The following is a 24,886-nucleotide window of genomic DNA, read 5'->3' on the forward strand; positions in this document are numbered from 1 at the left end:
TGTCAACTTGAAATTGAAAGAAGAACAATTGTTTCACTCGTGGATTGAAACTGGTAGGCTTATTGTCAGTTTCATGCGTGGTACAAGGTTAAATATCCTTCACAGTTGATTATTAAATAATTCTATGATAAAAATTAGAATGAACGTTCTATACAAAAAGTGAAAGAAATTATTATTCTAAAGGAGTGCATAAGGATGATTATTGTGAAAAAATTAGGGCTAATGGCTAGTTTATTTATAATTCTTCTTTTAACAGTTGGTTGCGGACAAGATAACCGAAGTGATGCTTCTGAGAATTCTACAAATGTGAGTGAAGCAGTCGAGCACACAATTATCGGAATTGAGCCTGGAGCCGGAATTACGCAAGCAACTGAAAACGCTTTGTCTGACTACGAAAACCTCAACAACTGGGAACTTGAAACGTCCTCAGCGGCTGCCATTTTAACAGAGTTAGGTAATGCTATTGACAATCAAGAGCCAATTGTTGTTACGGGTTGGTCTCCTCATTATAAATTTGCAAAATGGGATCTTAAGTACTTAGATGATCCAAATGGTGTATATGGTGAAGAGGAATACATTACAACAATCGCAAGAGAAGGTTTAAAAGAAGAAAAGCCTAATGCTTATACGATTCTTAATAAAATTCAATTAGAACTATCAGACATGGAAGAAGCATTGCTAAATGCTCAAGAAATGGAACTTGATGAGGTAGCTCAACAATGGGTGGAACAACATTCAGAAGTAGTTGCTAAATGGACAGAAGGAGTAGAACATGCAGATGGAACTCAATTAGAGTTAGCATTAACTTCTTGGGATGATGTGCGTTTTTTAACAAATGTCGCTCGAATTGTCCTAGATCAACAAGGTTTTGATGTTACGCTAACCCCAGTTGATCCAGCTATATTGTTTGAGGCTATATCAGCTGGGGATGCTGATGCTTCCCTTGCTCCTTGGATGCCATCAACACATGGTGCCTTTTATGAAGAGCACGAAGGACAATTTGAAGATTTAGGACCGAACTTAGAAGGGCTAGAATCGGATTAGCTGTCCCCACCTATATGGACATCGATTCGATAGAGGATCTTGAACCTACACAGTAATAGGAAAGAGGGACAGGTCCACCGTCCCTCTTTCCCATCACCAATCAAAAATTACGTCAGCCTCCGCAGCCGATACATATTCATTGACGTCTCGCCAAGTTGTTCGAGAAACTGCTTATTCGCTAGTGCCCCAACAATTGCTCCAAAACCTGGAACAAGTTGCAGCATCTTCGCAAAATCAATCGTATCCCGATACTCTAACTGTAATGATTTCCAATCGACTTCTTGCCACACACGTTTTTGATGATCCCAGTCCTCCAAAGTCTTCCACACATTTTTTCTTTTTTCATCACTAGAAAAAGCCAACATAAACACATGAAGTAAATACATGCGCTCTTCATACTTTTTTACATCATAGCCATATATTTGACCAACATCAAATAAAAATTTCATTTTAATGCTTAACAATAGCGGAAAATCAGCCATCCCTAATAAAATACCACCAGCACCAGTGCCAGCCCCTTCAATCATCGCCGTTTGTTTGTATTGTTTTAATCGCTGTTTAATAAAGTTTTCCCGTTCCACCAAGGTCCACGACTCATCTACCTTAATTGGATAAATATACTCAGAAGACGTTAAAGCTAACTTCACCATTGTCTTAATACTTTCGGTCACCACTCCATGAACCTTATCAGGAATTTTATCATTTATTTGTGTCTGGACTTTTTTAGATGTGCGTTGAATAATGGAAGACTTCTTTTCTAGCGATCGCACATAACGTTGTGCTTCTTTAATCGCTCGTTGTTCATACACGTCGGACATTCGTCTACTCCTTTACGTCAATCGTTTATTTACGTAACCGTATATAAACAGATAGTTAAATAACATACCACCAATCAATACGATGAACACTCCAGTAAGGTTTCCTAACCAAACAAAAATCGCTGTGAAAATAATTGTCTGTGCGATCATTAACTGCATCAACCACTTTGTTAATGCCTTCCGACGCCATTCTTTTTTTGTCGGATATAAATCTAACCAAGCAACGGTGCGATGATGTTGCCATAGAGTCATCATCTGGAAAGCACTTAAGTAAAGAAATAAGAAACTAAAAGCTACCTTCACCCACAGGTTTGGCACAAAGTAAATCGCCACAGCCCCTATGATCAATAAACGGAGATACATACCTAAATAGTCTCCACTACGAATCGTGGTAATACGGTATAAATAATCAAACGTTTTTTCTTGCTTAAATGGCACACCACTTGTCAACCATCGCACAAGCCAATGTCTCTTCTTTATTTGTGTCTTCAAGTGCGGGACATCTGTAAACAAGTTAGCAAATCGATAAAACGTGTGCATTCTTTGCCGATCTTTTTCCACTAATAAATCCCATACAATCGCACGATGTTGTTTGGATAAATAATAATCATAAACAAAAATGACAAATAATAAAACCGTCGTTAAGCCTGCAAATATCCATTCTCCTTTAATGACGAAATAAAAGATAAAGAAATTGAGCAGAAAACGAATGGCATGATCGATTTGTCGACTTCTTGGGTCACGAACTTTTAACATCCACCAGTTCGCGAGTAAATTCCATACTTTAAGAATGAGCAACACAATCATAATCCATATATAAGGATTGCCTGTTTCTGCATAGGTAGCTGCATAAAGTGGCCCAAGTGCAGCTGCAACAAGTAAGATTAGGTATAATTGAACAACAAAACTATAGATTAACGTGCTACGAAAGTACGGTCCCATTTTACTTTCTGCTGGTAATAAAAATACTAAGTCAGGTTCTTTTAACAGTGTTCTCACAGGGCTATAACTAGCAACAATACCGAATAATCCCGCTATAACTATGGCGGTAGGAAATTCGTCCGGAATGGTTGCTAACCATTGTTGATAGTAGTAAGCTAGTGCCGAAACAAAAAACAGTAACGCGATCACAATGTGTCCTGTTAAAATATAGCGTAAATAACGGCTTGTCTCCTTCATATGGGAAGAAAAACGTTCCTTAAAAAACTCCCTTGCATCAAACATGGCTATCTTCCTTTGTTAATTGCACATACAGATCATCCAATGTCGCTTCAGGCATGTTAAAATCTTTTCTTAGTTCTGCTAACGTCCCCTTAGCTTTTACTTTTCCATCATGTAAGATAACAAACCGATCACAGTACCTTTCAGCTGTGGCTAATATATGGGTCGACATTAACACACCCGCCCCTTTTTCTTTCATATCATTCATCCACTGTAAATAAGATTGAATACCTAATGGGTCCAATCCAACAAATGGTTCATCGACAATATAAAGTGATGGTTCAATTAAAAAGGCACACATAATCATTACTTTTTGGCGCATTCCTTTGGAAAAATGAATCGGAAACCACTTTAACTTTTTTTCTAGTCTAAATTCCTTTAACAATGGATCTAACCGCTGTTTAAACGTTTCCTCCGGGATGTTATATGCTTGGGCCGTTAACCGCAAATGTTCATACAATGTTAATTCATCATATAAAAGTGGCATCTCAGGTATATAGGCAAAATGACTGCGATAGGTTTCAGGTGATTGTTGAAATGTGTTACCTTGAACTTCTACTTTTCCTTGTTTGGCTTGCATAAGACCGATAATATGTTTGATTGTTGTACTTTTGCCAGCACCATTTAAACCAATAAGGCCAACAATTTCATTTGGATAAACATCGAAGGAGATGCCGTGTAACACATTTTTATGTGTGTAGCCTCCCTCCAATTGATCAATATGTAATAAAGGATTCATTAAATTGCCTCCTAGTTATTCAACGTTTGTTACTGTTAAAAATTTTACCATTTTACTGCTCAATTGCCAAAATATCACTCCCTGCATTAATTATGGTGATAAAATGACTGTCGTTAAATAGGATTGTTGTTAATGCATATAAGCTGTATTATACGACATAATATTGCAGCTTCCTCTAAAGAAAGAGTGCTAAAAGTCGCCGCTGCGGAAATACACTACGCTTTCCTGTGGGGGGCTGGTGAGCTCGGGCCAACACGATGTTGGTCACGTAGGCGTTGCCACAGGACGTGGCGATCTTAGCCTTCGCTCCTTACCAATCATTGCGGGGTCTCACCGATGGTTCTTAAGGATTACAGGCTAAAACCGTCCTTGTCGGACAACGCCTGCATAACCCTTGCCGGGCCTCGGGAGTCTCCGTGTATTTCCTCCGCTATTTCCAGTGTTCTGAAGTTTTATAGTGCTTTACTTAATACAATAAATACTTTTTTATGTAGATTAGCATCTTGTAACATAACATTGCAGTAAATTCTTTATTTTATTAATTTATAAAGTATTACATCTATCACTAATCAGAAAACTTATAACAGTGGAGGCAGAATACGGAGACTCCTCGAAAATAAAGACCGATTTTCTTCGTGCGAAGTATCGCTGCCGAAGCCTTCCTTGTCCTATGGGAATAGCACGAGCTGAAGATCCCATGTGTAAAGGATCGTAGGCTAAGATCGCCACGTCCTGTGGCAACGCCTGCGTGACCAACATCCTGTTGGCCCGAGGCCGTGCCCATGGAAAGCGGAGTATTCTGCCGGAACGTGGTATATCACTTATTTCAATCAGAATGGTTGAGAGCAAAATTGCGAAGGTTATGTCGCATAATACAGCTTATGCGCATTAAAACAAGCAATGAACTTTAGCAAAAGTGTTTATCAAACAATTTAAATTTTATTTACTCCTCTTTGCAATACGATTGATTACATAAAGATAAGCAAAAAAAATAAAAAAACAGGTATATGACCACAGCATCCTGTCCACAATATGTAGTGAAGGAGTTGGATGACTTCACGGCAACAATGAGTGGGTAATACCACGAAATGAGGTGTCGGTGAAAGACAATTAGGCAGAAACGAACCTTTTCCATGAGGCAACAACTCTATAAGACAAATGAGGTGTTGACGAAAGGTTTATAACTTGGTAATTCACGAATCATTCCCCTGGTTCCTTAAAAATTACAAGTGACACTGGTTAATATAGGATCCTTCTCCTTCAAACAACGGGTTGTCCCTCACAGAAAAGTCCCCCAATGACTAAAACTGTGACGGGATCAACCCGTTTGTTTTTTGTACATAAAGATCCTCTTACTTTACATATCCTAACCCCCATCGCTACAATATAATAAAGTGAAATCTCCATCAGGCCTACACTGATGGTTAGCTTAAACGAATGGACATCTGCCTGTTAGGTGGATCAAAGTATGAATAAAGGAGTGTTTTCATGAGTCAAACGAAAGATGATTGCTTATTCTGTAAAATTGCTGCTGGAGAAATTCCATCTGCTAAAGTTTATGAGGATGAGGATGTATATGCATTCTTGGACATTAGCCAAGTAACAAAAGGTCACACTTTAGTAATTCCTAAAACACATGCTAAAAACATTTATGAAACACCTGATGATGTTGCGGAAAAATTATTTAAGCAAGTACCAAAGCTAGCTCAAGCTATTAAGGATACATATCAACCAGAAGGGTTAAACATTTTAAATAACAACGAAGAACCAGCAGGACAGTCTGTCTTCCATTTACACTTACACTTAATCCCTCGATATGGTAAAGGAGATGGATTTGGAGCCGTTTGGAAAACACACGAAGACAAGTACAACCAAGATGATCTACAAACAATTGCAACGGAAATTAATCAACAAATCAAGTAATACATGTACTCTCGTTCCTTTCTATAATGGAACGAGTTTTATTTGTTTGAAAATTCCAATTACTATAACCTCTACCTTTTTCTATAAGACATTATCTGTTATAATAATTACAACCTTCGCAGTCGGCACGAGCGCACGTCTGGAGGGGGAAGTTTAGTATAGCTTAGAAGAGGAGAGATTAGGTATGAAGACTAGAGTTTTAATTATTTTGGCATTGTTTATTGGGATTGGAGCAGTACTGCATGCCATTGCACCACCAATTTTATTTGGAATGCGACCAGATATTATGTTACCAATGATGTTTTTAGGTATCTTGTTGTTCCCAAAAGCATCTTACGTATTAGTGTTATCTATTGCGACAGGTGCAATTTCTGCTTTAACTACTACAATGCCCGGCGGTCAAATTTCTAACATGATTGATAAACCGATTACTGCATTTATCTTTTTTGGATTATTTCTACTGGTACGCAACTTGATGAACCAGAACATTTCTGCGCCAATACTAGCAGCAATAGGCACGATTGTAAGTGGATCAGTTTTCTTAGGTATGGTAAATGTACTTGGCCTGTTACCTGACGCTTTCGCCGTACTATTTATTGGTGTTGTATTGCCTGCAACATTGTTCAACGTTGTTTTCATCATCGTGCTGTACCCAATCCTGCAAAATATCATGAAAAGATCCCAGCCGATCGCCTTATAAACGTGAAAAAGATGCCCTCCGACATAGGAGACGGCATCTTTTTTAGTTTAAGACCAGTACGTCGTAGTTGTAGAAATTCCTTCGTAACCTGAAGAAATGGCTGGTGCATCTAAGACCGCTGTGGGATATACACACCTCAAGCTTCGGTGATACTTGACTTAACTGCCACTGCCATGCGCTGATCAATTGTACGATTGAGGATAATTATGAGATCGGACATGTCGAAAGAGCCCCTGTCATGCCAGGTTTAGCACCATTTTGAACTCGAATGTATTGCGACGAAACTATTTTAAAAATACTCTCAAATAAAAAACAAATTATTTTTATTTTTTCCATGTTTTATCCCAACGCAATACGATAAAATAGTATAATAAGGGAAGAAGGGAGTGTAAGCAATGACAAATGGTAAATCATTACTACTTGGTTTTTTAGTTGGTGGAGTGATTAGTTCAGCTGCAACATTACTTAGTACTCCAAAGTCAGGTAAAGAACTTCGCAATCAAGCAAAATTACGTGGAGAAGATGTCATTCAAACATTTGATAAACTAAAAGAAGAAGGTTCACAGTTAACCACACAAATTGCTCAAACCTCCAAGGAAGGTGCATCCTTAATCAAAGATTTATCTTTTGAAATGAAAGATTCCATTGAGAGCTGGAAAAAAACAATTGAACCACATCAAAAAAATATCCAAAAGTATCTAACTCAAATCGAAGAAAGTTTAAAAGAACTTGAGGAAAAAACACAAAATAAAGATATAAGTTAAACTAGGATCTCTATCACAAGAAATGGATCATTACTTATATTTGAATATTTCATATGTGTAACCAGCTTGTATTCAAACATTTGTTTTTCTATTCAGAAAAATGCAATCCCACAATTTCTTAATCAAATATAAAAGGCTCGGTGATATACCGAGCCTTTTATATTTGATCTTTATTAACTTATCCTGCTGGTTCTAAATCCTCAATGGAATCAATGTCCATATATTCAGGAACAACAACACCTATTTTAGCCCCATCAAGGTTTTGTCCTAAATCATCCACTTCATCTTTGTACTCTTCATAAAAATCACCATGTGTTAATGGTAACCATGGTGCAACTGTTGCATCTGCATCACCAGTAGCAATCGCTTCAAATAATGGTGCAGGATCGACTGGAGTCATGGTTACATCGTATCCTTTTGATTCAAGAACAAGTTTTACGACATTTCCAGAAGCACGTTCTGAATCCCATGGTGTTAATGCCAATTCAATCGATTGACCATCAACATCTTCTACACCTTCTGTCCACTCTGCAACTTTATCTGAATTGTTATCAATCCAATCTTGAGCAGCTTGGTCAAATTCAACACTATCATCCAATGCATCTAACATCACTGATTGCATATCTTCTGGTCCCCAATTAAATCTGTCTAAAATAGTATATGCTCCTGGCATTTCTTCTTCTAACCCTTGACGAACTAAGGTACTCATTCCCTCAGTCTCACCATAAACACCTTCAGGATCTTCTAAAAATTTCAAATCATACTGTGCAAATTTCCAGTGTGGTATCCAACCTGTCACTACGATGGGCTCTTCATTATCAATTGCTTTGCCTAACTCAGTAGCCATTGCTGCTGTTGATGAAAATTCAGCATTCCATCCTGCAAGGTTTTCATACTCTTCTAGTGCTTTTTCTGTTGCAACCGAGATACCTGCACCTGGTTCAATACCAGTAATGGTATACTCAGTTGCTTCACCAACATTAACAGATTCTGTTTCCTCATTATTGTTTGCTGTATCATTTTCTTCATTTCCATCATCTGTTCCACAACCAGCTACTATCAATGATAGAGATAAACCTGTTGCAACAGTTAACTTTTTCCAAAATTTATTCTGCACTACGAAATGCACTCCTTTTGCCCTAATAATATTTAAAAAATAACTGCCATTAGGTGAACCAATGGCAGTTATTTTTTCTTATTAAATTATTCTAGACCTGATACCCATTCATCCACAACATCTTGGTTTTCTTCAATCCACTCTGCTGCAGCTTCTTCAGGATCTGCACCTTCAGAAATTTCAAGCATTACTTCGTTCATTTGATCTTCTGTCCAATTGAAGTTGTCTAGGATTTGGTATGCTGCTGGAGCATCTTCTTCCAACCCTTGACGTACCATTGTTTCAATTGTTTCAGCACCACCAAATGAACCTTCTGGATCTTCTAGATATTTAAGGTCATAAGCAGCGAATTTCCAGTGTGGAGACCAACCAGTAACAACGACTGGTTCTTCATTTTCATACGCTTCACCTAATACAGTTGCCATTGCACCACTTGAAGAAGTTGCTACTTCCCAACCTTCAAGACCATAGTCTTCAACGGATTGTTCTGAAGCTTGTACAACACCTGCACCTGGCTCAATACCAGTGATTTCTTGATCTAACTCATCAGCATAGTTTTCTAAATCACCAACTGTTGTTGCATCTTCCATATATGTTGGAACAACTAAACCAATTTTTGCACCTTCTAGATTTGGACCTAATTCAACAACATCATCCTTATGTTCTTCATAAAGATCACCGTGAGTTGCTGGTAACCATGCAGCCACCATACCATCTGCATCACCATTAGCTACTGACTCCCACATGATTGCATTATCGATTGGTCTTACATTCACATCATAACCATAATCTTCAAGTACTTTACCAATTACGTGAGTAGAAGCAACCTCTGTATCCCACTCCACATAAACAAGTTCAAGATCTTCATCACCTAAAGCTACACCTTCATCAGTGCCTTCTTCACCAGTGTTGTCACCAGTGTCTTCTGTTGTATCTTCTTCTTCTCCGCCGCCACAAGCAGCTAGGAATAAGGATAACACTAGTACAGCTACTAGGCCGAAGTGTTTCCATGTTAATTTAAACATAAGATAGAACTCCCCTTTACTATTTTTTATATATGGTTAACTTTTCAAAAGAAAAGTATCCACCATTAATCAGCTTTCTTAGTGTTTATATTTTGCGTAAATCGGTCAATAATGATTGCTAAGATAACAATCCCTAAACCAGCAACGAAACCAGTACCAGCATTCGCACGTTGCAACGCGGAGAGTACGTCTCTTCCAAGACCAGGTGAACCGATCATCGACGCAATAACCACCATCGACAACGATAACATAACTGTTTGGTTAATACCAGCCATGATGGTTCCTTTTGCCATTGGTAGTTCTACTTTAAATAATTTCTGTGAACCAGTACTACCAAATGCTTCGGATGCTTCAACCAATTCTGTAGAGACTTGGCGAATTCCTAAGTTCGTAAATCTTACTGTTGGTGGCATCGCAAAGATAATCGATGCGAAAATACCAGGTACCATCCCAATACCGAAGAAAGCAACGGCTGGAATTAAATAAACGAACGCCGGCATCGTCTGCATGAAGTCAAGTATTGGTGTAATAATGGATTCGGCAATCTTACTTTTAGACATTAAGATCCCTACTGGCACCCCAATTATTACTGCTAAAATACTGGCTATTAATACAAGTGCGAAAGTAGACATCAGTTCTTCCCATAGTCCTTGGTTATAAATAAACCAAAGTCCCACAAGAGAAAAGACTGGCAGTCCAAATCGCTTGCCACTGATAAAGAATGCAAGCACAATGACAATTAGTATAACAATGATTGGTGGAATTGCTGCTAACATATCCGCAGTCCAATCCATAAAGTCACCGAAATCATCTTTTATCGGTTGAAAAATAAATGAAAAAGCATCTGTAATCCAATCCGTAGCATTTTCAATTGCTTCTGCTACTGGAATTTTAGGCATAAAATCAAGCATTTTCAAGGTTCACCTCACCTTCACCGGCTAACGCACCAATTACGGCACCTCGTACAAGAATACCAAGCAATTTCCCATCTTCAACAACCGCAATCGGAACGTGGGAATCATGAATAATTTCAAAAATATCATGCATTGGCGTATCTTTGGTAACTGTCGGTACATCTGTTTTTAAAATTTCACTAAGGTCACTAATGTTATTTTTTCGCGCTTCTGATACATCATCTGCTAACACATAACCTTTTAAGTTACGTTTTCGGTCTGTTACATAAATACTGGATAGACCTTCATCTTTCATACGTTCAAGTGCAACTCTAGGTCCATGTTTTTCAATATTAATGGTCTCTGGACGTTTCATAATATTTTCTGCTGTCAATACTTTTGAACGATCAACATCTTCAACGAATTTCTCAACATAATCGTTAGCTGGATTGACAAGTATTTCTTCTGGTGAACCAATTTGCACGATTGAACCATCTTTCATTAATGCAATGCGGTCACCAATTCGTAGTGCTTCATCTAAATCGTGTGTGATGAAAATGATGGTTTTCTGCATTGATTCTTGAAGATCGAGTAGTTCATCCTGCATATCTTTACGAATCAATGGATCCAATGCTGAGAATGCTTCATCCATCAACAAGACATCTGGATCATTAGCTAAAGCTCTTGCCAAACCAACACGTTGTTGCATACCACCAGATAATTGTTCAGGATATTGGTGGATATAGTTGCCAAGTCCAACAAGTTCAAGGGATTCCTTGGATTTTTTACTTCTCGTTTCTTTATCTACCCCTTGGATCTCTAATCCAAACTCCGTATTTTCTAAAATAGTACGGTGTGGAAATAATGCGAACTTCTGAAATACCATACTCATTTTTTCACGTCGAACGCGACGGAGCGTTTCTTTATCAACGGTAGCTAAATCTTCTTTATCAACAATAACACTACCCTCAGTAGGCTCAATTAAACGATTTAACAAGCGAACTAATGTTGATTTTCCACTACCGGATAAACCCATAATAACAAAAACTTCACCAGCTTCTACCTCAAACGAAGCCCGATTGACCCCTACGGTACAACCCGTTTCTTTTAAAATTTCTTCTTTTGACTTACCTTGATCTAGAAGCTTAAGTGCCTCTTTCGTGTTTTTACCAAACACTTTTGATAAGCCATCTACTTTAATTACTGGCACTAACTTCACCTCTCTTATACTTTAATTATTTTACTTTACCTTTAATATCAATCAGATACCATTTTAATATACGCAATTCATGTAAAAGCCAAAACCATGAACAATAACATCACCTTACATACTATAGCTCTTTTTCAAGATAAATTTCAAACAAAGTGATCGTTTAATTTTGGACATATTTTACGTACAGTTTATTCTGTACAAAGTTATACGCTCATTTTCTCACATTTCCTCCTATTTCCTGCAAAAAACGACATAAATTACCATTTTTATTTTTTTATTACTTGATGTAACCTTGTGATACAACGGTTTTTCAGGGGGAATATGCTTATGTCCGAGAACCATTTAGAAGAAATTAATAATTTAATTGTCACAGAATTTTCTAAAACCGCAGAAATGTTTGGCCTCTCCCCGTCTGAAGCTAGGTTATTTGCCATTCTTTATTTAGAAGGCTCTGCGATGACATTAGATCAAATGAGTGAGGCATTGGGGAAAAGTAAAACTTCTATAAGTACTGGAATTCGAAGCTTATTGGAACTAAATTTAGTTGAACGTGTTTGGAAAAAAGGGGTACGTAAAGACTTATACATGGCTGATGAAAACTTGTACAAAAAATTTATGAATTCTTACATTCATAAATGGTTAAACGCAACAACAAGACAAGAACATTCTTTATTAGAAATTCAAGACAAACTTAATAAAGAGAGTAAGTTTTTTAAGGATGATGCAAAGATTGATGAAGCTTCTGAATTATACGATAAATTAAAGGTTATGATAGCGTTTCATCAATTAATTGAAAAATCCTTCAAAGAAATACATGCCAACTATTTCTAAATGCTAGGTGCTATATTTATTATGTATACTTACCAACTTTTTTAATAGGGAGGGATAATACCCTTCCTTTTTTAATGCTCGCATTGTCTCTAATGGATGAAGTTTTTCATTTAACATACCAACGAAGTGTATTAATAAGGATTGAAAATCTAACAACCCCTCCTCTGCTTGCTGACGATACATATGATCTAATTGTTCTAATAATTGTAACACTTCATTATATTCCTGTTTTGTTAACTGATTTTCAATCACTAATTTGGTAAAAGGATAATCTTCCATCACCTTCATTTCCATTAGTAAATCAAGATAAAATAGAAGATTTTTATTATTTCCACTAGAGCCCATCCAAACCTCACCTCTACAACATATAATTCCATTAAATCGTCATTATTAAATTTCCTTAAAAACTATTGATTTTTAACCCAAAACATACTATAGTCATTGAAGAATTGAAAATGAAACTAAAACAACTTAAACGAAATACCCCACATTTAATTTAACAATCACTTTTATAAATAAAGGGGGAATTGATGATGAATTGCTGGAAAACAATTAATCTCACCAGGGAATTCGGGATCAATCGTATTTATTTAATTTCTTCAATATTAGGTTTATTGTCGTTTGTATTTCTTTATTTGCCTTTTTCAATCATTCATCAATCAGCTGAGTTAAAAGATCACGGGCTGCTCCCTTTATTAGTGGGACTAATCTTATTACCTATGATTCACAAATTGATGCACATTCTACCGCTTATTTTAGCTCATAAAAGCATAAAATTAAAATGCCAAATGTCGAAAGGGATTTTTCCAATCCTTACGATCTTAAAGAAAACTAAGATGTCAAAAAAAACATCAATCTTTACTTTGTTGGGGCCGACTTTGTTTATTACAGTTCCCGGGCTAATTTCAAGCTATCTGTTTGTTGAGTATTACGCTTATTTTATTTTGTTTATCTCTGTTAATATTGGATTATCCTTTACCGATTTTATTTATATAGGAAAATTATGTAAAGCACCAAAAAAATGTGTGATAGAAAATGCAAAAGATGGATATGATATATTAGTTAAGTAAAATTATACACCCTTTGTATCAAGAGGGTGTATAATTTTACTCAAATATACTGTTCAACCTCATTTTTTTTTGATAAAGTAGTTTCATAGTTGTATGAAGGAGGTCACTTTATTTATGGCAATAATTTTTGCTATTTTCGCCTTATTTGTGTTATTTATATTCAACTCTTTGACCTATCGGCTTTGTTTACGAACTGAAATGTCACAAGAACGACAACCAAATGTATTTCGTACGATCAACATACTGATTACTATTTTACTAATATCTTCCTATGTAGAAGTTTTATACACTTAATCAATTGAAAATCGATCTTCATGCACGTATGAGTTAATTTGGACAAGTCTTATTATGATCAACGTAGCATATGTATATGTTAAAATTTAAAATGTCCTCGCTAACTAAAAAAGGATGATAACATGAGACATGTTATCATCCTTTTTGCATTCCTTTTATGAATATTATAGCCATGCAGCTCCAACAATAATTAATAGAATAAACAATACAACGATAAGCGCGAATCCGCTATGGTATCCTGCACCCATGAGAGCACCTCCTTTGGTTGTTATCTACAATCATGCTATGCAAACCGAGATGTTTGTGGATAGGCGTTTGTCCCTAAGTTATGGAAAAAATGTATAAATTGGTATTGTGCTACCTTTTTTTATGGAAAGTATGATATATTTATCATTGGCTTGTACTTAATAATTATCAAGATTAGGAGTGTTTTATAAATGAAGAAAATTGTCATTGCAACAACTTTATCTGTCGGGGTTTTAGCACTTTCTGCATGCTCCAATGATTCAGAAGCGGTCGATTCTGAAACAGTTGTTGAATCTGATGCTGGTAATGTAACAAAAGAAGAGTTTTATCAAGAACTTAAAAATAGCGAACAAGGTCCACAAATCCTTCAGCAATTAGTAATTGAAAAAGTCTTAGAAAATAATTATGATGTATCTGATGAAGAGGTTGATCAACAACTAGATGATTTAAAAGATCAATATGGTGAACAATTTAGTTTGGTACTTCAACAATATGGTAATGATGAAGATCAATTAAAAGAAGATCTACGTTTCGGGTTACTTCAAGAGAAATTCATGACGGAAGATGTTGAAATTAGTGACGAAGAAGTACAAGAACGTTATGACCGTATGAAGATAGGCAACCTTGATGCTCGTCATATTTTAGTCGAGGATGAAGAAACTGCTAATGAGGTAAAACAAAAGTTAGATGATGGCGAAGACTTCGCCACACTTGCTGAAGAATACTCAATCGATGGATCTGCACAAAATGGCGGTGATTTAGGTGAACCATTTGGTCCAGGGCAAATGGTAAAACCTTTTGAAGATGCTGCCTATGCATTAGAAGTTGGCGAGATTAGTGAACCAGTGGAGTCAGAACATGGCTGGCATATTATTGAAGTACAGGACATCGTAGAACCCGAACAAGAACTTGAATCATTTGAAGATATGAAAGAAAACTTAGAAACTCAAATGACTATGGAAGAAGGGCAAAAAGATGCTCAGTCTAAACTACAAAACCTTATTGATGATTCTAACGTAGATGTGAAAGTTGAAGGTTTTGAAAATTTATTTGAAGCACAACCTATGCCTCAATAACAAAATAAGTTTTAAAGCAAAAAAAATGTCCTACTTATAAAAGTAGGGCATTTTTTTAACTTGATGTTATTTGGTGATGATCGTCTCCCTCATTACGCTTACTTTTTTCTTCTTGTATTCTTTCCATATAAAATTTCCCTTCTTGTTCAATAAATTGCTGTTCTATCTTTTTCTCAGCAATCATTGATCGAAAAGCCATATATCCACTTATAAATATTAGAACAATACATAGAAAAACCCACCACGGAACACCGAAAATCATATGCGTTACCTCCTTGTCCAACTTATTACAAATATATGCACCATTTCGCCAAATATGTTTGCCTACTTGATATTATCGTTTTAACTTTCCACATTAGGTGTATCTAAGGTACAATTAACACAGCATCTTAAAACTTCTGCGCTTATTTTTTCATTGGAGTGATACACATAATGACTGAAAAAAAATCCTATTTTTTTGATTTTATACCGATTGAAATAAATGTTACGGAACAAGAACGTATGCAAATTTTACATAATTATCCGATTCCTACTTTACCAGATGGCGAGGAATACTTTGACATCCAACAGCAAACGAAAGGAACCGATGTACGTATTCGTGTCGTTCTAAATGAGTTTACTGTCCAATTGACGAAAACAAATAAACAATTTTTGAAGATGCAATTTGGTAATAACGCTGGTACCATTCAAGCCAAAATGTGGGACAACCAAGGATCAATTGAAAAGTGCCAACCATTGCTGGAACAGTATTCCGTTTTTGATATCGAAGGAAAAGTAGATGAATTTCTTGGGCACAAATCTATTACAATTCATCAATTATATCCTTGTAAGGAAGATGTGAATCCTTTTTCTCTACTAGCTTACACCAATCAAAGTTTAGAAGATTTAACAACGGAGCTTTTCACTTATATATATGAACTTAATTCTCCCTATAAAGATATTGCTTTAGCTGCAATGAACCGATTCTGGGATCAATTTCGAATTCGACCAGCTGCAAAAGGATATCATCACAATTATTTAGGTGGCCTTCTAAAGCATACTGTCGGTTTAATGCGTTTTGCTCGTTATATTCTTAAATTAGAAGAAGATCATTTTAAGGCTACGTTAAAACTAATTAGTGTTGTTGAAAAAGCGCACAAAAACGAACTATGGGCACAACTAACTAATCCAAATACAACAAAACCATTAGTTTGGAAAGATACGATTGATCATCTGTATTCCATGTTCTATCGAATGATGCAATACAACGAATCAACTCCAAACTATGACTTATTAATGACTAGTATTCTGTTTCATGATATTGGTAAACTATTAGAGTATGATCATACCGGAAAAACATTTGAAGATTTCCAATTTTTATTCCCAACAGCAACTAGCAGTAGTTTGATGAATCGAAAACAGGCTGGCATAACAATGGACGAACTTGGTGTGATGGTTGGACATATTCCATATGGGGTGCTGATCTTGACAAAAATCGTTGAATCAGAAAATATCGAAATCTCATTAGAAGAAATCCATCAGATGGCACATTGTATCCTCTGTCACCACGGATTACCTGAATGGGGTGCAGCCATTCGCAATCCTCAAACAATCGAAGGGTATTTGATTCATATTGTCGATTATCTGGATAGTAGATATGAGAATACGGAGAGTGTGAAATAAGGTGAAATACCTTATAATGTGCACGTTTCTTGCGTTTTCGTGTACATTTGGAGCTATTATTTACCTAGACGTACACGTTTAACTCCTTTTCGTCTACATTAGAAGTAAAATCCACTTCTAATGTGCACGTTTCTTGCGTTTTATCAACTATGAAGCTCTTGTACAACAACGTACAATCCAAAGAAAAAAAGACCAAACCTTTGCGATTTGATCTTGGACGTCCTGACCGACTTATAACTTATTCGGTTGGCGATTCCGGTTTTGGAATATAGTTAAAGATTTCTCCTGACTCGACGACGCGAATAAATTGCATTAACCAACGATAATAATTTTGTGCATAACGAAGACGTTCAATATCTAAGTCAATTTTATCTATTAATTGTTGGTCATTTGTCGATTGTTGGATTGTTTTTAACTCTTTAATGGCTTCTTCGGCTTCATCAATATTCGTTTCTGTGTGTTGCCTCCATCTATTACCAAAAAGGGACGTAAAAGATTTATACCAATCTTCTTCTGATTGATACAAATCTTTTCGCACCCCTTTTTTAAAAGTAGGTTGAACCATTTTCATTTCTGATAGTGCTCTCACCCCTGTTGACATACTTGTCTTGCTCATTTCCAGGGCATCTCTCATATCATCTAATGTCATTGGTCCATCATGAAAGTAAAGTGCACCATAAAGTCTTCCTACTGAAGGTGTGATGCCATACAAGTTCATATTTTTAGCGATGATTTGTACAAATTTATCAAGAATATATTCGTATCTTGCCCATTCATTATGCTGATTACTGCCCGAAACTGACAATGCCGACCCTCCAACTAATAGAATAACTGACTTGTTCAATTATTTAATATATCTTAATATCCGATCATGTTCAATATGAAAAATACGATTATGAAAGAAATTGAATGTCCATCGAACTTTTATCTATATCCTTCAGTTGTGATGTGTGACACGTAAACAGAATAATTTGCTGTTCAGTAGAAATCTCTTGTAAGATCGCAAACATTTCAGCTGACCTTGCTGCATCAAAATGTACAAACGCATCATCCATAAAAAAAGGAAACGTATAGGTTTGATTCAATAATCGACTTAGTGCTAGCCTTAGAGCAATATATAATTGATCGTTAGTTCCTTGAGATAATTCAGAAACGTCAAATCTTATTCCTTTATTATCTTCTACTTGAATTCCCTTTCCATTCGTTGGTGGCCACACTTTTATATAATTTCTACTGGTTAGTCGTGCTAAATAAATCGACGTCTGTTTAAATACTTGTGGTAAATAATTATCTTGATACAATTGTTTCGTTTTCCCTAACATTTCCTTTGCCACTTGATAGACAGCCCACTGTTTGGCTTGATCTTTCAATGTATCCACTTCATTATTAAATCGATGCTTCAAATCAGAATAAGTCTCAGATTGTTCCATTTGGTTAACCAATGACTTCACATCCGATAGTGTTTGACGCTTTTCTTCTAAACTTACTTCTAATCCTTCAAGCTGTTCATCAGTAACCGACAATGCCTCCTCTAATTCTTCTTTACTCTTAAACTGGCCTTTGGCAACCTGTACTAATTCTTCCTCATGAACAAATGTCCGCAGTTGATAATAAAGCTCTGTAAGCTTATTTTCTAACTGTTGTCTCTGTTGGTCAATTTCAGCCTTCTGAATAAAAGCCTCTTCATCGAGCACACCTGCTCTTTCCAACAAAGCTGACAGTTCTTCTTGGAAAGGTTTCATTTGCTGATCAATTTGTTTCTTCTGATCTTTTATTTGTTGCTGCCACTGCATTTGGTATGTTAATTGTTGTTGATTAGCTTGTTGTTGCTCAACGAAATCTGTTAAATCTGAAATTGGATCCTCTGACCGATTCACATTCAGCTCTTTTAGGAGTTCATATAGTTCAGCTTCAAAATCTAATACTTCTTGTTGCCAGTTTGTTAATTCTGATCTCTCATCCACTAACTGGTGATGTACAGCTAATAATTGTTGTAGTCGATGGTATAATTTTGGCCAGAAACTTACTTCAACCTCTGTTAAGAAAGGATAGTTTTGCATCTGGTTTGCAACTTGTTCATCCAATCTTCTCGAACGCTGGTTAAGTAATCGTTGCCTTTCCTCAAGACGTTGTTCTTGCATTGTTAACTGATTCAATTGACTAGTTAAGTTTTCTAATTCCTGCAAACTTTTTTGCTGGTCACTTAGTTGCTTTGCGATTCTTGTCGCTTCTTCCTCACTAAGGTCAGACACAGTGGGACTTTCCTCCGTGAGCATCTCCTTCATCAAACGGACCGATTGCTTCACCAATACATACTGCCCCATTGCGATAACAAGGAAGAAACCAGCAAGCCAAACCAATGGTGATGTCGTAGAAATAATACCGATCACAAGAAACAATAGGCTTAGTAACACTCCAACTATTAATCCATTCTTTGATTGTTTTTCACGAACATTCCAGTTGTTTCTCCATTTCTTTGCCTGTTTCGATTGTTGCTCGTTCAGCGATTGAACTTGATCATAATGTCTCTTTTCCTCTAACTTGTTTTTTAATTGGTCATACGTTTCTTTGTCCAATAGATGATCACGCACATTTTTAACTTTTTCCTGCAAGGGACGTTTTTGATTAGTTAGTGCTTCTCGTTCATCATTTAATTTGTCACTTTCAAGTTTTAGATGATCCATATCCTGTTTGATGGCATTCCACTGCTCTTCAATGTGGAATGGAAAGGATAGATTTTCCAAATCATCTTTTTGTAACCCTACATGTAGCTCGTCCAAGTCTTTCTGTATACGTTGTTCAATTTGACCAACTTGACTCTGTTTTTCTTCCACGTGATTTTTTGCTTGTTGATAGAATGGCACCTTGTCTGCTAAGCGACCCGCTTGCTCTAACATAGCTTGTGGCAATTGTTGCTGTTGTAATTTACTGATCTGTTGTTCTGTTGTTTGTTGATTTTCTTTTAAAACGGACTGCTCACTTCTTAACGGCATCAGTTGGTCTTTCAGGTGTTGGTAACGTTCTAAGCCATTTTTAGGAAAACCACTTGTATCTGGAAGGTCTTGTAATTGGATCGTTGTCTTATAATAATCCGCCATTAACGAGGTAGCTTGGATTCGTTTTTCAAGATCTGACTTATTATTCTTTACATCTTTTATTTTGGTTTGTATTGTTGTTACTTCTTTGGATAAATCATATATTTTCTGCTTTTGCTCACCATAAGTATGCTCTTTACTTTCTGCTTCGTTTAATAGCGCATTTATTTGTTCTAGTTCAGCTAACTGTTTATTGATCTCTGGATTTTTTCCTTGTACTTTAAATTGTTGGTCTAATTGTTTGGATAACTGCTTCTCGGCGGCATAAATTTTGTCTGTACCAGTCATTCCAATACCTAACAAGACATCTCCTAGCTCTTGATCTCCAATCGTATGCAATTTGCTTAGGTCATTGGAGTCAAAAGAATAAATCGATCTAAAGGTTTCTAAGTCCACACCATTAAGTATGTTTTTTAAGGCTTGTTGATCATGCTCGTTTCCGATCGAATCATATACAGTGGCCTCACCATTATTACGATCGTGAATACGCTCAATACTTAATTCACCGTATTGCTCCGTAACAATAGTTAAACTCCCTCCCATTCTTCCGCCTGTCTTCGGTAAGAATGCTTGTCTTTTCCTTGGTGGAAGGCCAAACAGCATAAATAATAGAAACTGCCTGATTGTGGACTTACCTGATTCATTGTCTCCTGCTATTACGGTAAAAGGATGGTCACTAGTAGAAAACTCGATTGTGTGGTTTTGCCATTTACCAAATCCGTATATATAGGCACGTTTTATATTCATTTTTCCCCATCCTTTAATAAATGGTGTAATAGTAAGTTCTCTGCTTCTGTTTTTATTTCTTGCTGTTCTTGTATGGTTAAAGTTTGTAAATACTTTCGAGCTCGTCGATGGTTATATAATGGCTGCAAACTGTCCGATACATCTTCTTGTTGATCGAAAGAACGAACAAGTTCTCCAATAAAATGGTTTCCTTGCTTCAATTGTTCTCGATCCCAAGTAACGGAATGCTGTAGGCGGATTTTTTGGATAAATACCCATATCGATTCCTTTTCACTACTTTCATTATAGTAATCAATTAATTCGTCGATGAATCCTGCTTGCTTCCAATCTTGTAACTGTTTGGCTTCACCTTTTAACTCAACAGTTACAATCGTTTTGCCACATAGTTTCTTTACTTCTGATAGTTGTTGTTCAAATAATTGTTCAAGGTCTTGGATTTGTACACAGTTAGAAGCATCCATTTCGATCGTTTCAAAACGGATAGCTTGTAACGGTTGAAAATGAACGGTACAGTGATTGCGATCCATCTCCACATAGTAACAACCTTTTTCTCCATCCTCTTTTCTAGATCTCCCTTGGGTATTCCCTGGATAGATAATTGGAGGGTGTTCTTTTAAGATTTGACGTTTATGTATATGCCCTAACGCCCAATAATCAAGATCTTTATCAGTCAAGTCTGAAAGCTGAAATGGCGCATAGACATCATGTTCCGTATTGCTCGAAATGCTTCCATGTAACATCCCAATATGAAAAGGCGCCTCTCCTGATTTTACATATTCAGCGGTTTTGTTTTCATCTACAGCTCGTTCAAGGTAGCTAAATCCATAAATTGTAGCCAAGGCATCATCATTTTTTTTATAAGTTATTGGTATAACGTTGTCTTGGTCAAAAACATACACATTATCGGGATAATCAAAATCAAAAATCCGTCCATTGATATGATCATGGTTCCCGTATGAAACAAACACATCGATGTTATATGCTTTTAATTGAACAAACGCATCCCGCAGGCGGCTTTGTGCCTTTAAACTTTGCTGTTCTTGATCGAATAAGTCACCAACCATTAACACAAAATCAACTTGCTTTTCGATTGCATAATCTACTAAATTTTTTAATGCTTGATAAGTACTTTCCTTTACCTCATCAAAAAGGCGTGGTGGTAGATGGCTTAAGCCCACAAATGGACTGTCTATGTGTAAATCAGCACAATGAATGAACGATATGGTTTTATTCATCAATATTGGTCCCTTCCGTATTCTTCTATTTATTTCATAGTGTAACAAAACAAAAAAACGAATGCACGTTCGCAACGCGATTGTTACTTTTTAATTGTCATTTTTGTGCATACCACTCCGTTCCAGTAAACCATCACTAAACTACCAAACACATACTACACAACAAAGGCCCGCTCAACCATCGAACGGACCTATATTGTAGCTATTCTTTTTTTGACAATTGGATTGCTTGTTTGAAATCTTTTAGCGAGGTGGAACGACCATACATAAGTACACCACCACGGTAAATTCTTGCACCAATCAATGCCAAAATATAAATCGTGATGACCATGATCACGATGCTCAGCCCTGTTTCCCAAAACGGAATATCTAACATCCCCACTCGTAAGAACATAAGCATTGGTGTAAAGAAAGGAATATAGGATGTTACCTTGACAAAAGTTGATTCTGGTGCATTCAATCCAAACATAGCTACCATAAACGCAATAATAATTAGAAAAATAATTGGCAACATTAGTTGGTTCACATCTTCTACTCTACTTACTAGTGATCCAACCATTGCTGCAAGTGTTGCATACAGTAAGTAACCGAGTAAGAAAAAGACTAAGGCATAGACAAAAGTAGATGCTGTAACATCTTGTAAACCAAAATAGTCAAATACGCCACCAGTTAATTCATTCCGTTTTTGATTTAACATAATAAATCCGACTAAAATAAATAAACCAATTTGCGTCAACCCCACTAATGCCACTCCTATGATTTTCGCAAACATTTGTTGAACTGGTGATGCACTTGAAATGAGAATCTCCATCACACGGGACGACTTTTCATTTGCTACGTCCATGGCAATCATATTTCCATACGTTAACACAGCGAAATAAAGTAAGAATAACATCACATACACTAGTCCACGTGCTTCATTTAATTCTTCTTCCGTTTTCGTCGTTGGGTCAACTGCGCCATTATCACTAAGGGATACGACATCAAACTGGACCGGGGATAAGATCTCCTCTACAGTCCCTTGCTCAATTCCTACTTGGTTGGCAGCAATTGTCACTTTCATTTGTTGTAAATGTTGTTGGATACTAGCACGTAGCGGATCCATCCCTACATTTTTGGAGTAATAGCTTGCTTCAGGGATACCTTGATCCATTGCTGTAATATAAAGGAATGCGTGATACGTATCCTCTCCTACGTCCAGTTTTGCTTCTTCCATTGTTCCTTGGTACTCAATCAGTGATAGACCTTCATCCGTTTGCGCTAGATTTTCACGGAGGGAATCATACATTTGATTCGTTTCATCAAGCACCGCGATCTCTGTCTTTGATTCTTCATCACTAAAAAGCTCCATGATGGATTGAATATTTGCTAGCCCTATAATAAGTGCAATGGCAATCGCAGTTGTAATGATAAAAGATTTTGTTTTTACTTTGCTCACATACGTATGTGATAAAATAATCCAAAATTTATTCATAAGAAGCACCAGCCTTTTCGATAAAAATGTCATTTAAGGATGGCTCTTCTAATTCAAACTTTCGGACAAATCCTTTGCCTTGAATTTCTGCTAAAACTTTTTGTGAAATGGATTCACTTTCAATTTGCAAGGCACACCCCTGTGTGACTGGCTTATAATCAACCACCCCTGGTAGATCTTGTAAAAACTCCAAGGGAAAATCAGCATGGATAAATAAATTTTTCTTTCCAAATGAACGTTTTATATCAGTTAATGCTCCATGAACAATTGGTTTTCCTTGCTGCATAATGCATAAATGCTCACATAACTCCTCCACATGTTCCATTCGGTGTGAAGAAAATACAATCGATGTTCCTTGGTCTTTTAAATCAATTACTGCTTGTTTTAACAGTTCTACATTTAATGGGTCAAGTCCAGAAAATGGTTCATCCAATATTAACAGCTTAGGTTTATGTATTACTGCAGATATAAATTGGATTTTTTGTTGATTCCCTTTAGAAAGTTCTTCAATTTTTTTATCTTTATAATCTGGTACTTTGAATCTGTCCAACCATTCATCCAATTCAGGCAGAACCTTACTTTTTGGCATGCCACGTAAACGGCCAAGGTAGACAATTTGGTCCTTCACTTTCAACTTCGGATACAATCCTCTTTCCTCTGGTAAATATCCAATTAAGTCACTTTTATTGTAGCTAATAGGTTGCCCATTCCAATGAATCGAACCTTCTGTTGCATCAAGCAAACCTAATATCATGCGAAATGTTGTTGTTTTCCCTGCTCCATTTGCGCCTAAAAAGCCAAATATATGCTCTTCAGGTATTTCAAGCGACAGGTTGTCAACAGCTGTAAATGAACCAAAGCGCTTCGTCACCTTTTCTAAGTGTAAAGTCATTCGTTTTAACACTTCCTCTCTTTCTACTTTACGATTGATCTATCTTAGTGTTTCATCTTTTTGTAACATCCTCATTTAGAGTCTTTTCTTATCACACCATTATCATGCTATGGTTAAAGCACTTGTATGTCAATTTTTATTTCAACTTTTACATAAAAAGGAATGAAAGGTATTACATAGAAACTATATATATATAAAGGAGTGATTTGTATGGGAAAGTATCACTTAACAGTATTTCAAAAGGATGGGAAAAATCTATTAGATGAAACCTTTGAGGCACCAACGAATCAAAAAGCAAAAAGTATTGGCTTGGAGTTACTTGAATCCCATCAGTACACCGACTATACGCACCGCTGTGTTGCACCAGATGGTACCCTTCTCTTATTTCAGCGGTAAAATTCAAAAGAAAAGGGTCAGAACCATTTTAATGGACCTGACCCTTTTCTTGTTTATTGTTGTTGTTCTGGTTGACCGTAAAGCTCTTCTAATGGCTTCGTAATGATTTTACTTACATCATTAATTAGAACATTTAAGCGTTGTTCTTGTTCCATTAGTTTTGAAATTTGTTCATGTTGTTGAACAAGTTCGACAACACCTTTTGCTTTTTCTACTTCTTCTTCTGTAATTTCTTGACCTTGCATTTGTTTTTCTTGCAATTGAATTTGTGTATCACGGAAATCTTCAAACATTTTCTTAGCAGATTCATCGTTCATTACTGCGTCATATGCTTTCTGTAGCTCTTGAAATTCTTCACTATCTCGGATCGCTTTCTCAAGATCGTATGCACTATCGTAAATATTTGCCATA

The 24,886-nt window shown here is 36.4% G+C and carries 26 protein-coding genes; 10 read left to right on the forward strand and 16 right to left on the reverse strand.

All coding sequences use genetic code 11. The annotated features are described in order from the left end of the window. Positions 1-195: 195 nt before the first annotated feature. Positions 196-1,044 (forward strand): glycine betaine ABC transporter substrate-binding protein, encoded by an 849-nt coding sequence (locus FCI53_RS14475; protein ID WP_246050121.1) that lies wholly within the window; start codon positions 196-198, stop codon positions 1,042-1,044. 107 nt (positions 1,045-1,151) lie between these two features. Here FCI53_RS14475 and FCI53_RS14480 read toward each other — a convergent pair whose 3' ends face one another. From FCI53_RS14480 to FCI53_RS14490, 3 genes are read right to left on the reverse strand one after another with little or no spacing between them, the layout of a single operon-like run. Further along, on the reverse strand, positions 1,152-1,862 hold the full coding sequence (locus tag FCI53_RS14480) for an EcsC family protein (protein ID WP_138419768.1): 711 nt from the start codon (positions 1,860-1,862) through the stop codon (positions 1,152-1,154). 12 nt (positions 1,863-1,874) lie between these two features. Beyond that, positions 1,875-3,086 carry an ABC transporter permease gene (locus FCI53_RS14485; RefSeq protein WP_138419769.1) on the reverse strand — a complete coding sequence of 404 codons (1,212 nt, stop codon included), beginning with the start codon at positions 3,084-3,086 and terminating at the stop codon, positions 1,875-1,877. Then, positions 3,079-3,822: an ABC transporter ATP-binding protein gene (locus FCI53_RS14490; protein WP_138419770.1), complete on the reverse strand. Its 744-nt coding sequence runs from the start codon at positions 3,820-3,822 to the stop codon at positions 3,079-3,081. Before FCI53_RS14490 ends, FCI53_RS14485 begins: the two co-directional genes overlap by 8 nt. A 1,488-nt stretch (positions 3,823-5,310) precedes the next feature. Here FCI53_RS14490 and FCI53_RS14500 point away from each other — a divergent pair. The 3 genes from FCI53_RS14500 to FCI53_RS14510 all read left to right on the forward strand — a co-directional run bounded on the left by FCI53_RS14500 (position 5,311) and on the right by FCI53_RS14510 (position 7,209). Next, a complete protein-coding gene (locus tag FCI53_RS14500; RefSeq protein WP_138419772.1) occupies positions 5,311-5,745 on the forward strand; it encodes an HIT family protein in 435 nt (144 codons plus the stop codon). A gap of 184 nt (positions 5,746-5,929) precedes the next feature. Beyond that, positions 5,930-6,445 (forward strand): tryptophan transporter, encoded by a 516-nt coding sequence (locus FCI53_RS14505; RefSeq protein ID WP_138419773.1) that lies wholly within the window; start codon positions 5,930-5,932, stop codon positions 6,443-6,445. A 395-nt stretch (positions 6,446-6,840) separates the two neighbouring features. Then, positions 6,841-7,209 (forward strand): YtxH domain-containing protein, encoded by a 369-nt coding sequence (locus tag FCI53_RS14510; protein ID WP_138419774.1) that lies wholly within the window; start codon positions 6,841-6,843, stop codon positions 7,207-7,209. Between the two features lie 178 nt (positions 7,210-7,387). Here FCI53_RS14510 and FCI53_RS14515 read toward each other — a convergent pair whose 3' ends face one another. From FCI53_RS14515 to FCI53_RS14530, 4 genes are all read right to left on the reverse strand, one after another. Then, positions 7,388-8,326 (reverse strand): glycine betaine ABC transporter substrate-binding protein, encoded by a 939-nt coding sequence (locus tag FCI53_RS14515; RefSeq protein ID WP_138419775.1) that lies wholly within the window; start codon positions 8,324-8,326, stop codon positions 7,388-7,390. An 86-nt stretch (positions 8,327-8,412) separates the two neighbouring features. Further along, positions 8,413-9,351 (reverse strand): glycine betaine ABC transporter substrate-binding protein, encoded by a 939-nt coding sequence (locus tag FCI53_RS14520; RefSeq protein WP_138419776.1) that lies wholly within the window; start codon positions 9,349-9,351, stop codon positions 8,413-8,415. A 65-nt stretch (positions 9,352-9,416) separates the two neighbouring features. Beyond that, the gene (locus FCI53_RS14525; RefSeq protein ID WP_138419777.1) at positions 9,417-10,262 is read right to left on the reverse strand and encodes an ABC transporter permease; all 846 of its coding nucleotides are present in this window, start codon (positions 10,260-10,262) and stop codon (positions 9,417-9,419) included. Then, on the reverse strand, positions 10,255-11,454 hold the full coding sequence (locus FCI53_RS14530) for a quaternary amine ABC transporter ATP-binding protein (protein WP_138419778.1): 1,200 nt from the start codon (positions 11,452-11,454) through the stop codon (positions 10,255-10,257). The genes FCI53_RS14525 and FCI53_RS14530 overlap by 8 nt, the downstream gene beginning before the upstream one ends. 330 nt (positions 11,455-11,784) lie before the next feature. Between FCI53_RS14530 and FCI53_RS14535 the strand changes: the two genes are divergently transcribed. Beyond that, positions 11,785-12,288 (forward strand): GbsR/MarR family transcriptional regulator, encoded by a 504-nt coding sequence (locus tag FCI53_RS14535; protein WP_138419779.1) that lies wholly within the window; start codon positions 11,785-11,787, stop codon positions 12,286-12,288. 3 nt (positions 12,289-12,291) lie between these two features. On the opposite strand, the gene FCI53_RS14540 is transcribed toward FCI53_RS14535, so the two are convergent. Next, positions 12,292-12,633 carry a DUF1878 family protein gene (locus FCI53_RS14540; RefSeq protein WP_138419780.1) on the reverse strand — a complete coding sequence of 114 codons (342 nt, stop codon included), beginning with the start codon at positions 12,631-12,633 and terminating at the stop codon, positions 12,292-12,294. A 188-nt stretch (positions 12,634-12,821) separates the two neighbouring features. On the opposite strand from FCI53_RS14540, the gene FCI53_RS14545 reads away from it, so the two are divergent. After that, positions 12,822-13,358: a DUF3267 domain-containing protein gene (locus tag FCI53_RS14545; RefSeq protein WP_246050122.1), complete on the forward strand. Its 537-nt coding sequence runs from the start codon at positions 12,822-12,824 to the stop codon at positions 13,356-13,358. Between the two features lie 114 nt (positions 13,359-13,472). Further along, positions 13,473-13,652, forward strand: a complete 180-nt coding sequence (locus tag FCI53_RS14550; protein WP_138419782.1) for a hypothetical protein — start codon at positions 13,473-13,475, stop codon at positions 13,650-13,652. Positions 13,653-13,816: 164 nt separating this feature from the next. Here the strand turns inward: FCI53_RS14550 and FCI53_RS14555 are convergent, their stop codons facing one another. Further along, the gene (locus FCI53_RS14555) at positions 13,817-13,900 is read right to left on the reverse strand and encodes a YjcZ family sporulation protein (RefSeq protein WP_138419820.1); all 84 of its coding nucleotides are present in this window, start codon (positions 13,898-13,900) and stop codon (positions 13,817-13,819) included. 189 nt (positions 13,901-14,089) lie between these two features. Here FCI53_RS14555 and FCI53_RS14560 point away from each other — a divergent pair, with 189 nt between their 5' ends. Further along, the gene (locus FCI53_RS14560; RefSeq protein ID WP_138419783.1) at positions 14,090-14,974 is read left to right on the forward strand and encodes a peptidylprolyl isomerase; all 885 of its coding nucleotides are present in this window, start codon (positions 14,090-14,092) and stop codon (positions 14,972-14,974) included. 55 nt (positions 14,975-15,029) lie between these two features. On the opposite strand, the gene FCI53_RS14565 is transcribed toward FCI53_RS14560, so the two are convergent. Beyond that, positions 15,030-15,236: a sporulation YhaL family protein gene (locus FCI53_RS14565; RefSeq protein WP_138419784.1), complete on the reverse strand. Its 207-nt coding sequence runs from the start codon at positions 15,234-15,236 to the stop codon at positions 15,030-15,032. A gap of 170 nt (positions 15,237-15,406) precedes the next feature. Here FCI53_RS14565 and FCI53_RS14570 point away from each other — a divergent pair, with 170 nt between their 5' ends. Next, complete coding sequence (locus tag FCI53_RS14570) at positions 15,407-16,636, forward strand: HD domain-containing protein (protein WP_138419785.1); 1,230 nt, start codon at positions 15,407-15,409, stop codon at positions 16,634-16,636. Positions 16,637-16,874: 238 nt separating this feature from the next. Here the strand turns inward: FCI53_RS14570 and FCI53_RS14575 are convergent, their stop codons facing one another. The 5 genes from FCI53_RS14575 to FCI53_RS14595 form a co-directional block, all read right to left on the reverse strand. Then, on the reverse strand, positions 16,875-17,441 hold the full coding sequence (locus FCI53_RS14575; protein WP_138419786.1) for a GbsR/MarR family transcriptional regulator: 567 nt from the start codon (positions 17,439-17,441) through the stop codon (positions 16,875-16,877). Positions 17,442-17,529: 88 nt separating this feature from the next. Then, on the reverse strand, positions 17,530-20,478 hold the full coding sequence (locus tag FCI53_RS14580) for an ATP-binding protein (RefSeq protein ID WP_138419787.1): 2,949 nt from the start codon (positions 20,476-20,478) through the stop codon (positions 17,530-17,532). Continuing rightward, positions 20,475-21,713 carry a metallophosphoesterase family protein gene (locus FCI53_RS14585; RefSeq protein ID WP_138419788.1) on the reverse strand — a complete coding sequence of 413 codons (1,239 nt, stop codon included), beginning with the start codon at positions 21,711-21,713 and terminating at the stop codon, positions 20,475-20,477. The genes FCI53_RS14580 and FCI53_RS14585 overlap by 4 nt, the downstream gene beginning before the upstream one ends. Positions 21,714-21,915: 202 nt before the next feature. Further along, entirely contained in the window at positions 21,916-23,187 is a 1,272-nt protein-coding gene (locus FCI53_RS14590) for an ABC transporter permease (RefSeq protein WP_138419789.1), read from the reverse strand. After that, positions 23,180-24,079, reverse strand: a complete 900-nt coding sequence (locus FCI53_RS14595; protein WP_138419790.1) for an ABC transporter ATP-binding protein — start codon at positions 24,077-24,079, stop codon at positions 23,180-23,182. Before FCI53_RS14595 ends, FCI53_RS14590 begins: the two co-directional genes overlap by 8 nt. 210 nt (positions 24,080-24,289) lie before the next feature. Between FCI53_RS14595 and FCI53_RS14600 the strand changes: the two genes are divergently transcribed. Further along, on the forward strand, positions 24,290-24,475 hold the full coding sequence (locus tag FCI53_RS14600) for a YhzD family protein (RefSeq protein WP_138419791.1): 186 nt from the start codon (positions 24,290-24,292) through the stop codon (positions 24,473-24,475). A gap of 53 nt (positions 24,476-24,528) precedes the next feature. Here FCI53_RS14600 and FCI53_RS14605 read toward each other — a convergent pair whose 3' ends face one another. Further along, positions 24,529-24,885, reverse strand: coding sequence for a YlbF/YmcA family competence regulator (locus tag FCI53_RS14605; RefSeq protein ID WP_138419792.1), 357 nt, complete (start codon positions 24,883-24,885; stop codon positions 24,529-24,531). Position 24,886: the final 1 nt, after the last annotated feature.

Origin of the sequence: Aquibacillus sediminis, assembly GCF_005870085.1 — a bacterium.
Taxonomy (GTDB): Bacteria; Bacillota; Bacilli; order Bacillales; family Amphibacillaceae; genus Aquibacillus_E; species Aquibacillus_E sediminis.

What these genes read in the sequence shown, in the direction of transcription:
- FCI53_RS14475 (WP_246050121.1), top strand. Translation starts at nt 196, where the DNA reads ATGATTATTGTGAAAAAATTAGGGCTAATGGCTAGTTTATTTATAATT.
- FCI53_RS14480 (WP_138419768.1), bottom strand. Translation starts at nt 1,862, where the DNA reads ATGTCCGACGTGTATGAACAACGAGCGATTAAAGAAGCACAACGTTAT.
- FCI53_RS14485 (WP_138419769.1), bottom strand. Translation starts at nt 3,086, where the DNA reads ATGTTTGATGCAAGGGAGTTTTTTAAGGAACGTTTTTCTTCCCATATG.
- FCI53_RS14490 (WP_138419770.1), bottom strand. Translation starts at nt 3,822, where the DNA reads ATGAATCCTTTATTACATATTGATCAATTGGAGGGAGGCTACACACAT.
- FCI53_RS14500 (WP_138419772.1), top strand. Translation starts at nt 5,311, where the DNA reads ATGAGTCAAACGAAAGATGATTGCTTATTCTGTAAAATTGCTGCTGGA.
- FCI53_RS14505 (WP_138419773.1), top strand. Translation starts at nt 5,930, where the DNA reads ATGAAGACTAGAGTTTTAATTATTTTGGCATTGTTTATTGGGATTGGA.
- FCI53_RS14510 (WP_138419774.1), top strand. Translation starts at nt 6,841, where the DNA reads ATGACAAATGGTAAATCATTACTACTTGGTTTTTTAGTTGGTGGAGTG.
- FCI53_RS14520 (WP_138419776.1), bottom strand. Translation starts at nt 9,351, where the DNA reads ATGTTTAAATTAACATGGAAACACTTCGGCCTAGTAGCTGTACTAGTG.
- FCI53_RS14525 (WP_138419777.1), bottom strand. Translation starts at nt 10,262, where the DNA reads ATGCTTGATTTTATGCCTAAAATTCCAGTAGCAGAAGCAATTGAAAAT.
- FCI53_RS14535 (WP_138419779.1), top strand. Translation starts at nt 11,785, where the DNA reads ATGTCCGAGAACCATTTAGAAGAAATTAATAATTTAATTGTCACAGAA.
- FCI53_RS14540 (WP_138419780.1), bottom strand. Translation starts at nt 12,633, where the DNA reads ATGGGCTCTAGTGGAAATAATAAAAATCTTCTATTTTATCTTGATTTA.
- FCI53_RS14545 (WP_246050122.1), top strand. Translation starts at nt 12,822, where the DNA reads ATGAATTGCTGGAAAACAATTAATCTCACCAGGGAATTCGGGATCAAT.
- FCI53_RS14550 (WP_138419782.1), top strand. Translation starts at nt 13,473, where the DNA reads ATGGCAATAATTTTTGCTATTTTCGCCTTATTTGTGTTATTTATATTC.
- FCI53_RS14555 (WP_138419820.1), bottom strand. Translation starts at nt 13,900, where the DNA reads ATGGGTGCAGGATACCATAGCGGATTCGCGCTTATCGTTGTATTGTTT.
- FCI53_RS14560 (WP_138419783.1), top strand. Translation starts at nt 14,090, where the DNA reads ATGAAGAAAATTGTCATTGCAACAACTTTATCTGTCGGGGTTTTAGCA.
- FCI53_RS14565 (WP_138419784.1), bottom strand. Translation starts at nt 15,236, where the DNA reads ATGATTTTCGGTGTTCCGTGGTGGGTTTTTCTATGTATTGTTCTAATA.
- FCI53_RS14570 (WP_138419785.1), top strand. Translation starts at nt 15,407, where the DNA reads ATGACTGAAAAAAAATCCTATTTTTTTGATTTTATACCGATTGAAATA.
- FCI53_RS14580 (WP_138419787.1), bottom strand. Translation starts at nt 20,478, where the DNA reads ATGAATATAAAACGTGCCTATATATACGGATTTGGTAAATGGCAAAAC.
- FCI53_RS14585 (WP_138419788.1), bottom strand. Translation starts at nt 21,713, where the DNA reads ATGAATAAAACCATATCGTTCATTCATTGTGCTGATTTACACATAGAC.
- FCI53_RS14590 (WP_138419789.1), bottom strand. Translation starts at nt 23,187, where the DNA reads ATGAATAAATTTTGGATTATTTTATCACATACGTATGTGAGCAAAGTA.
- FCI53_RS14595 (WP_138419790.1), bottom strand. Translation starts at nt 24,079, where the DNA reads ATGACTTTACACTTAGAAAAGGTGACGAAGCGCTTTGGTTCATTTACA.
- FCI53_RS14600 (WP_138419791.1), top strand. Translation starts at nt 24,290, where the DNA reads ATGGGAAAGTATCACTTAACAGTATTTCAAAAGGATGGGAAAAATCTA.
- FCI53_RS14605 (WP_138419792.1), bottom strand. Translation starts at nt 24,885, where the DNA reads ATGGCAAATATTTACGATAGTGCATACGATCTTGAGAAAGCGATCCGA.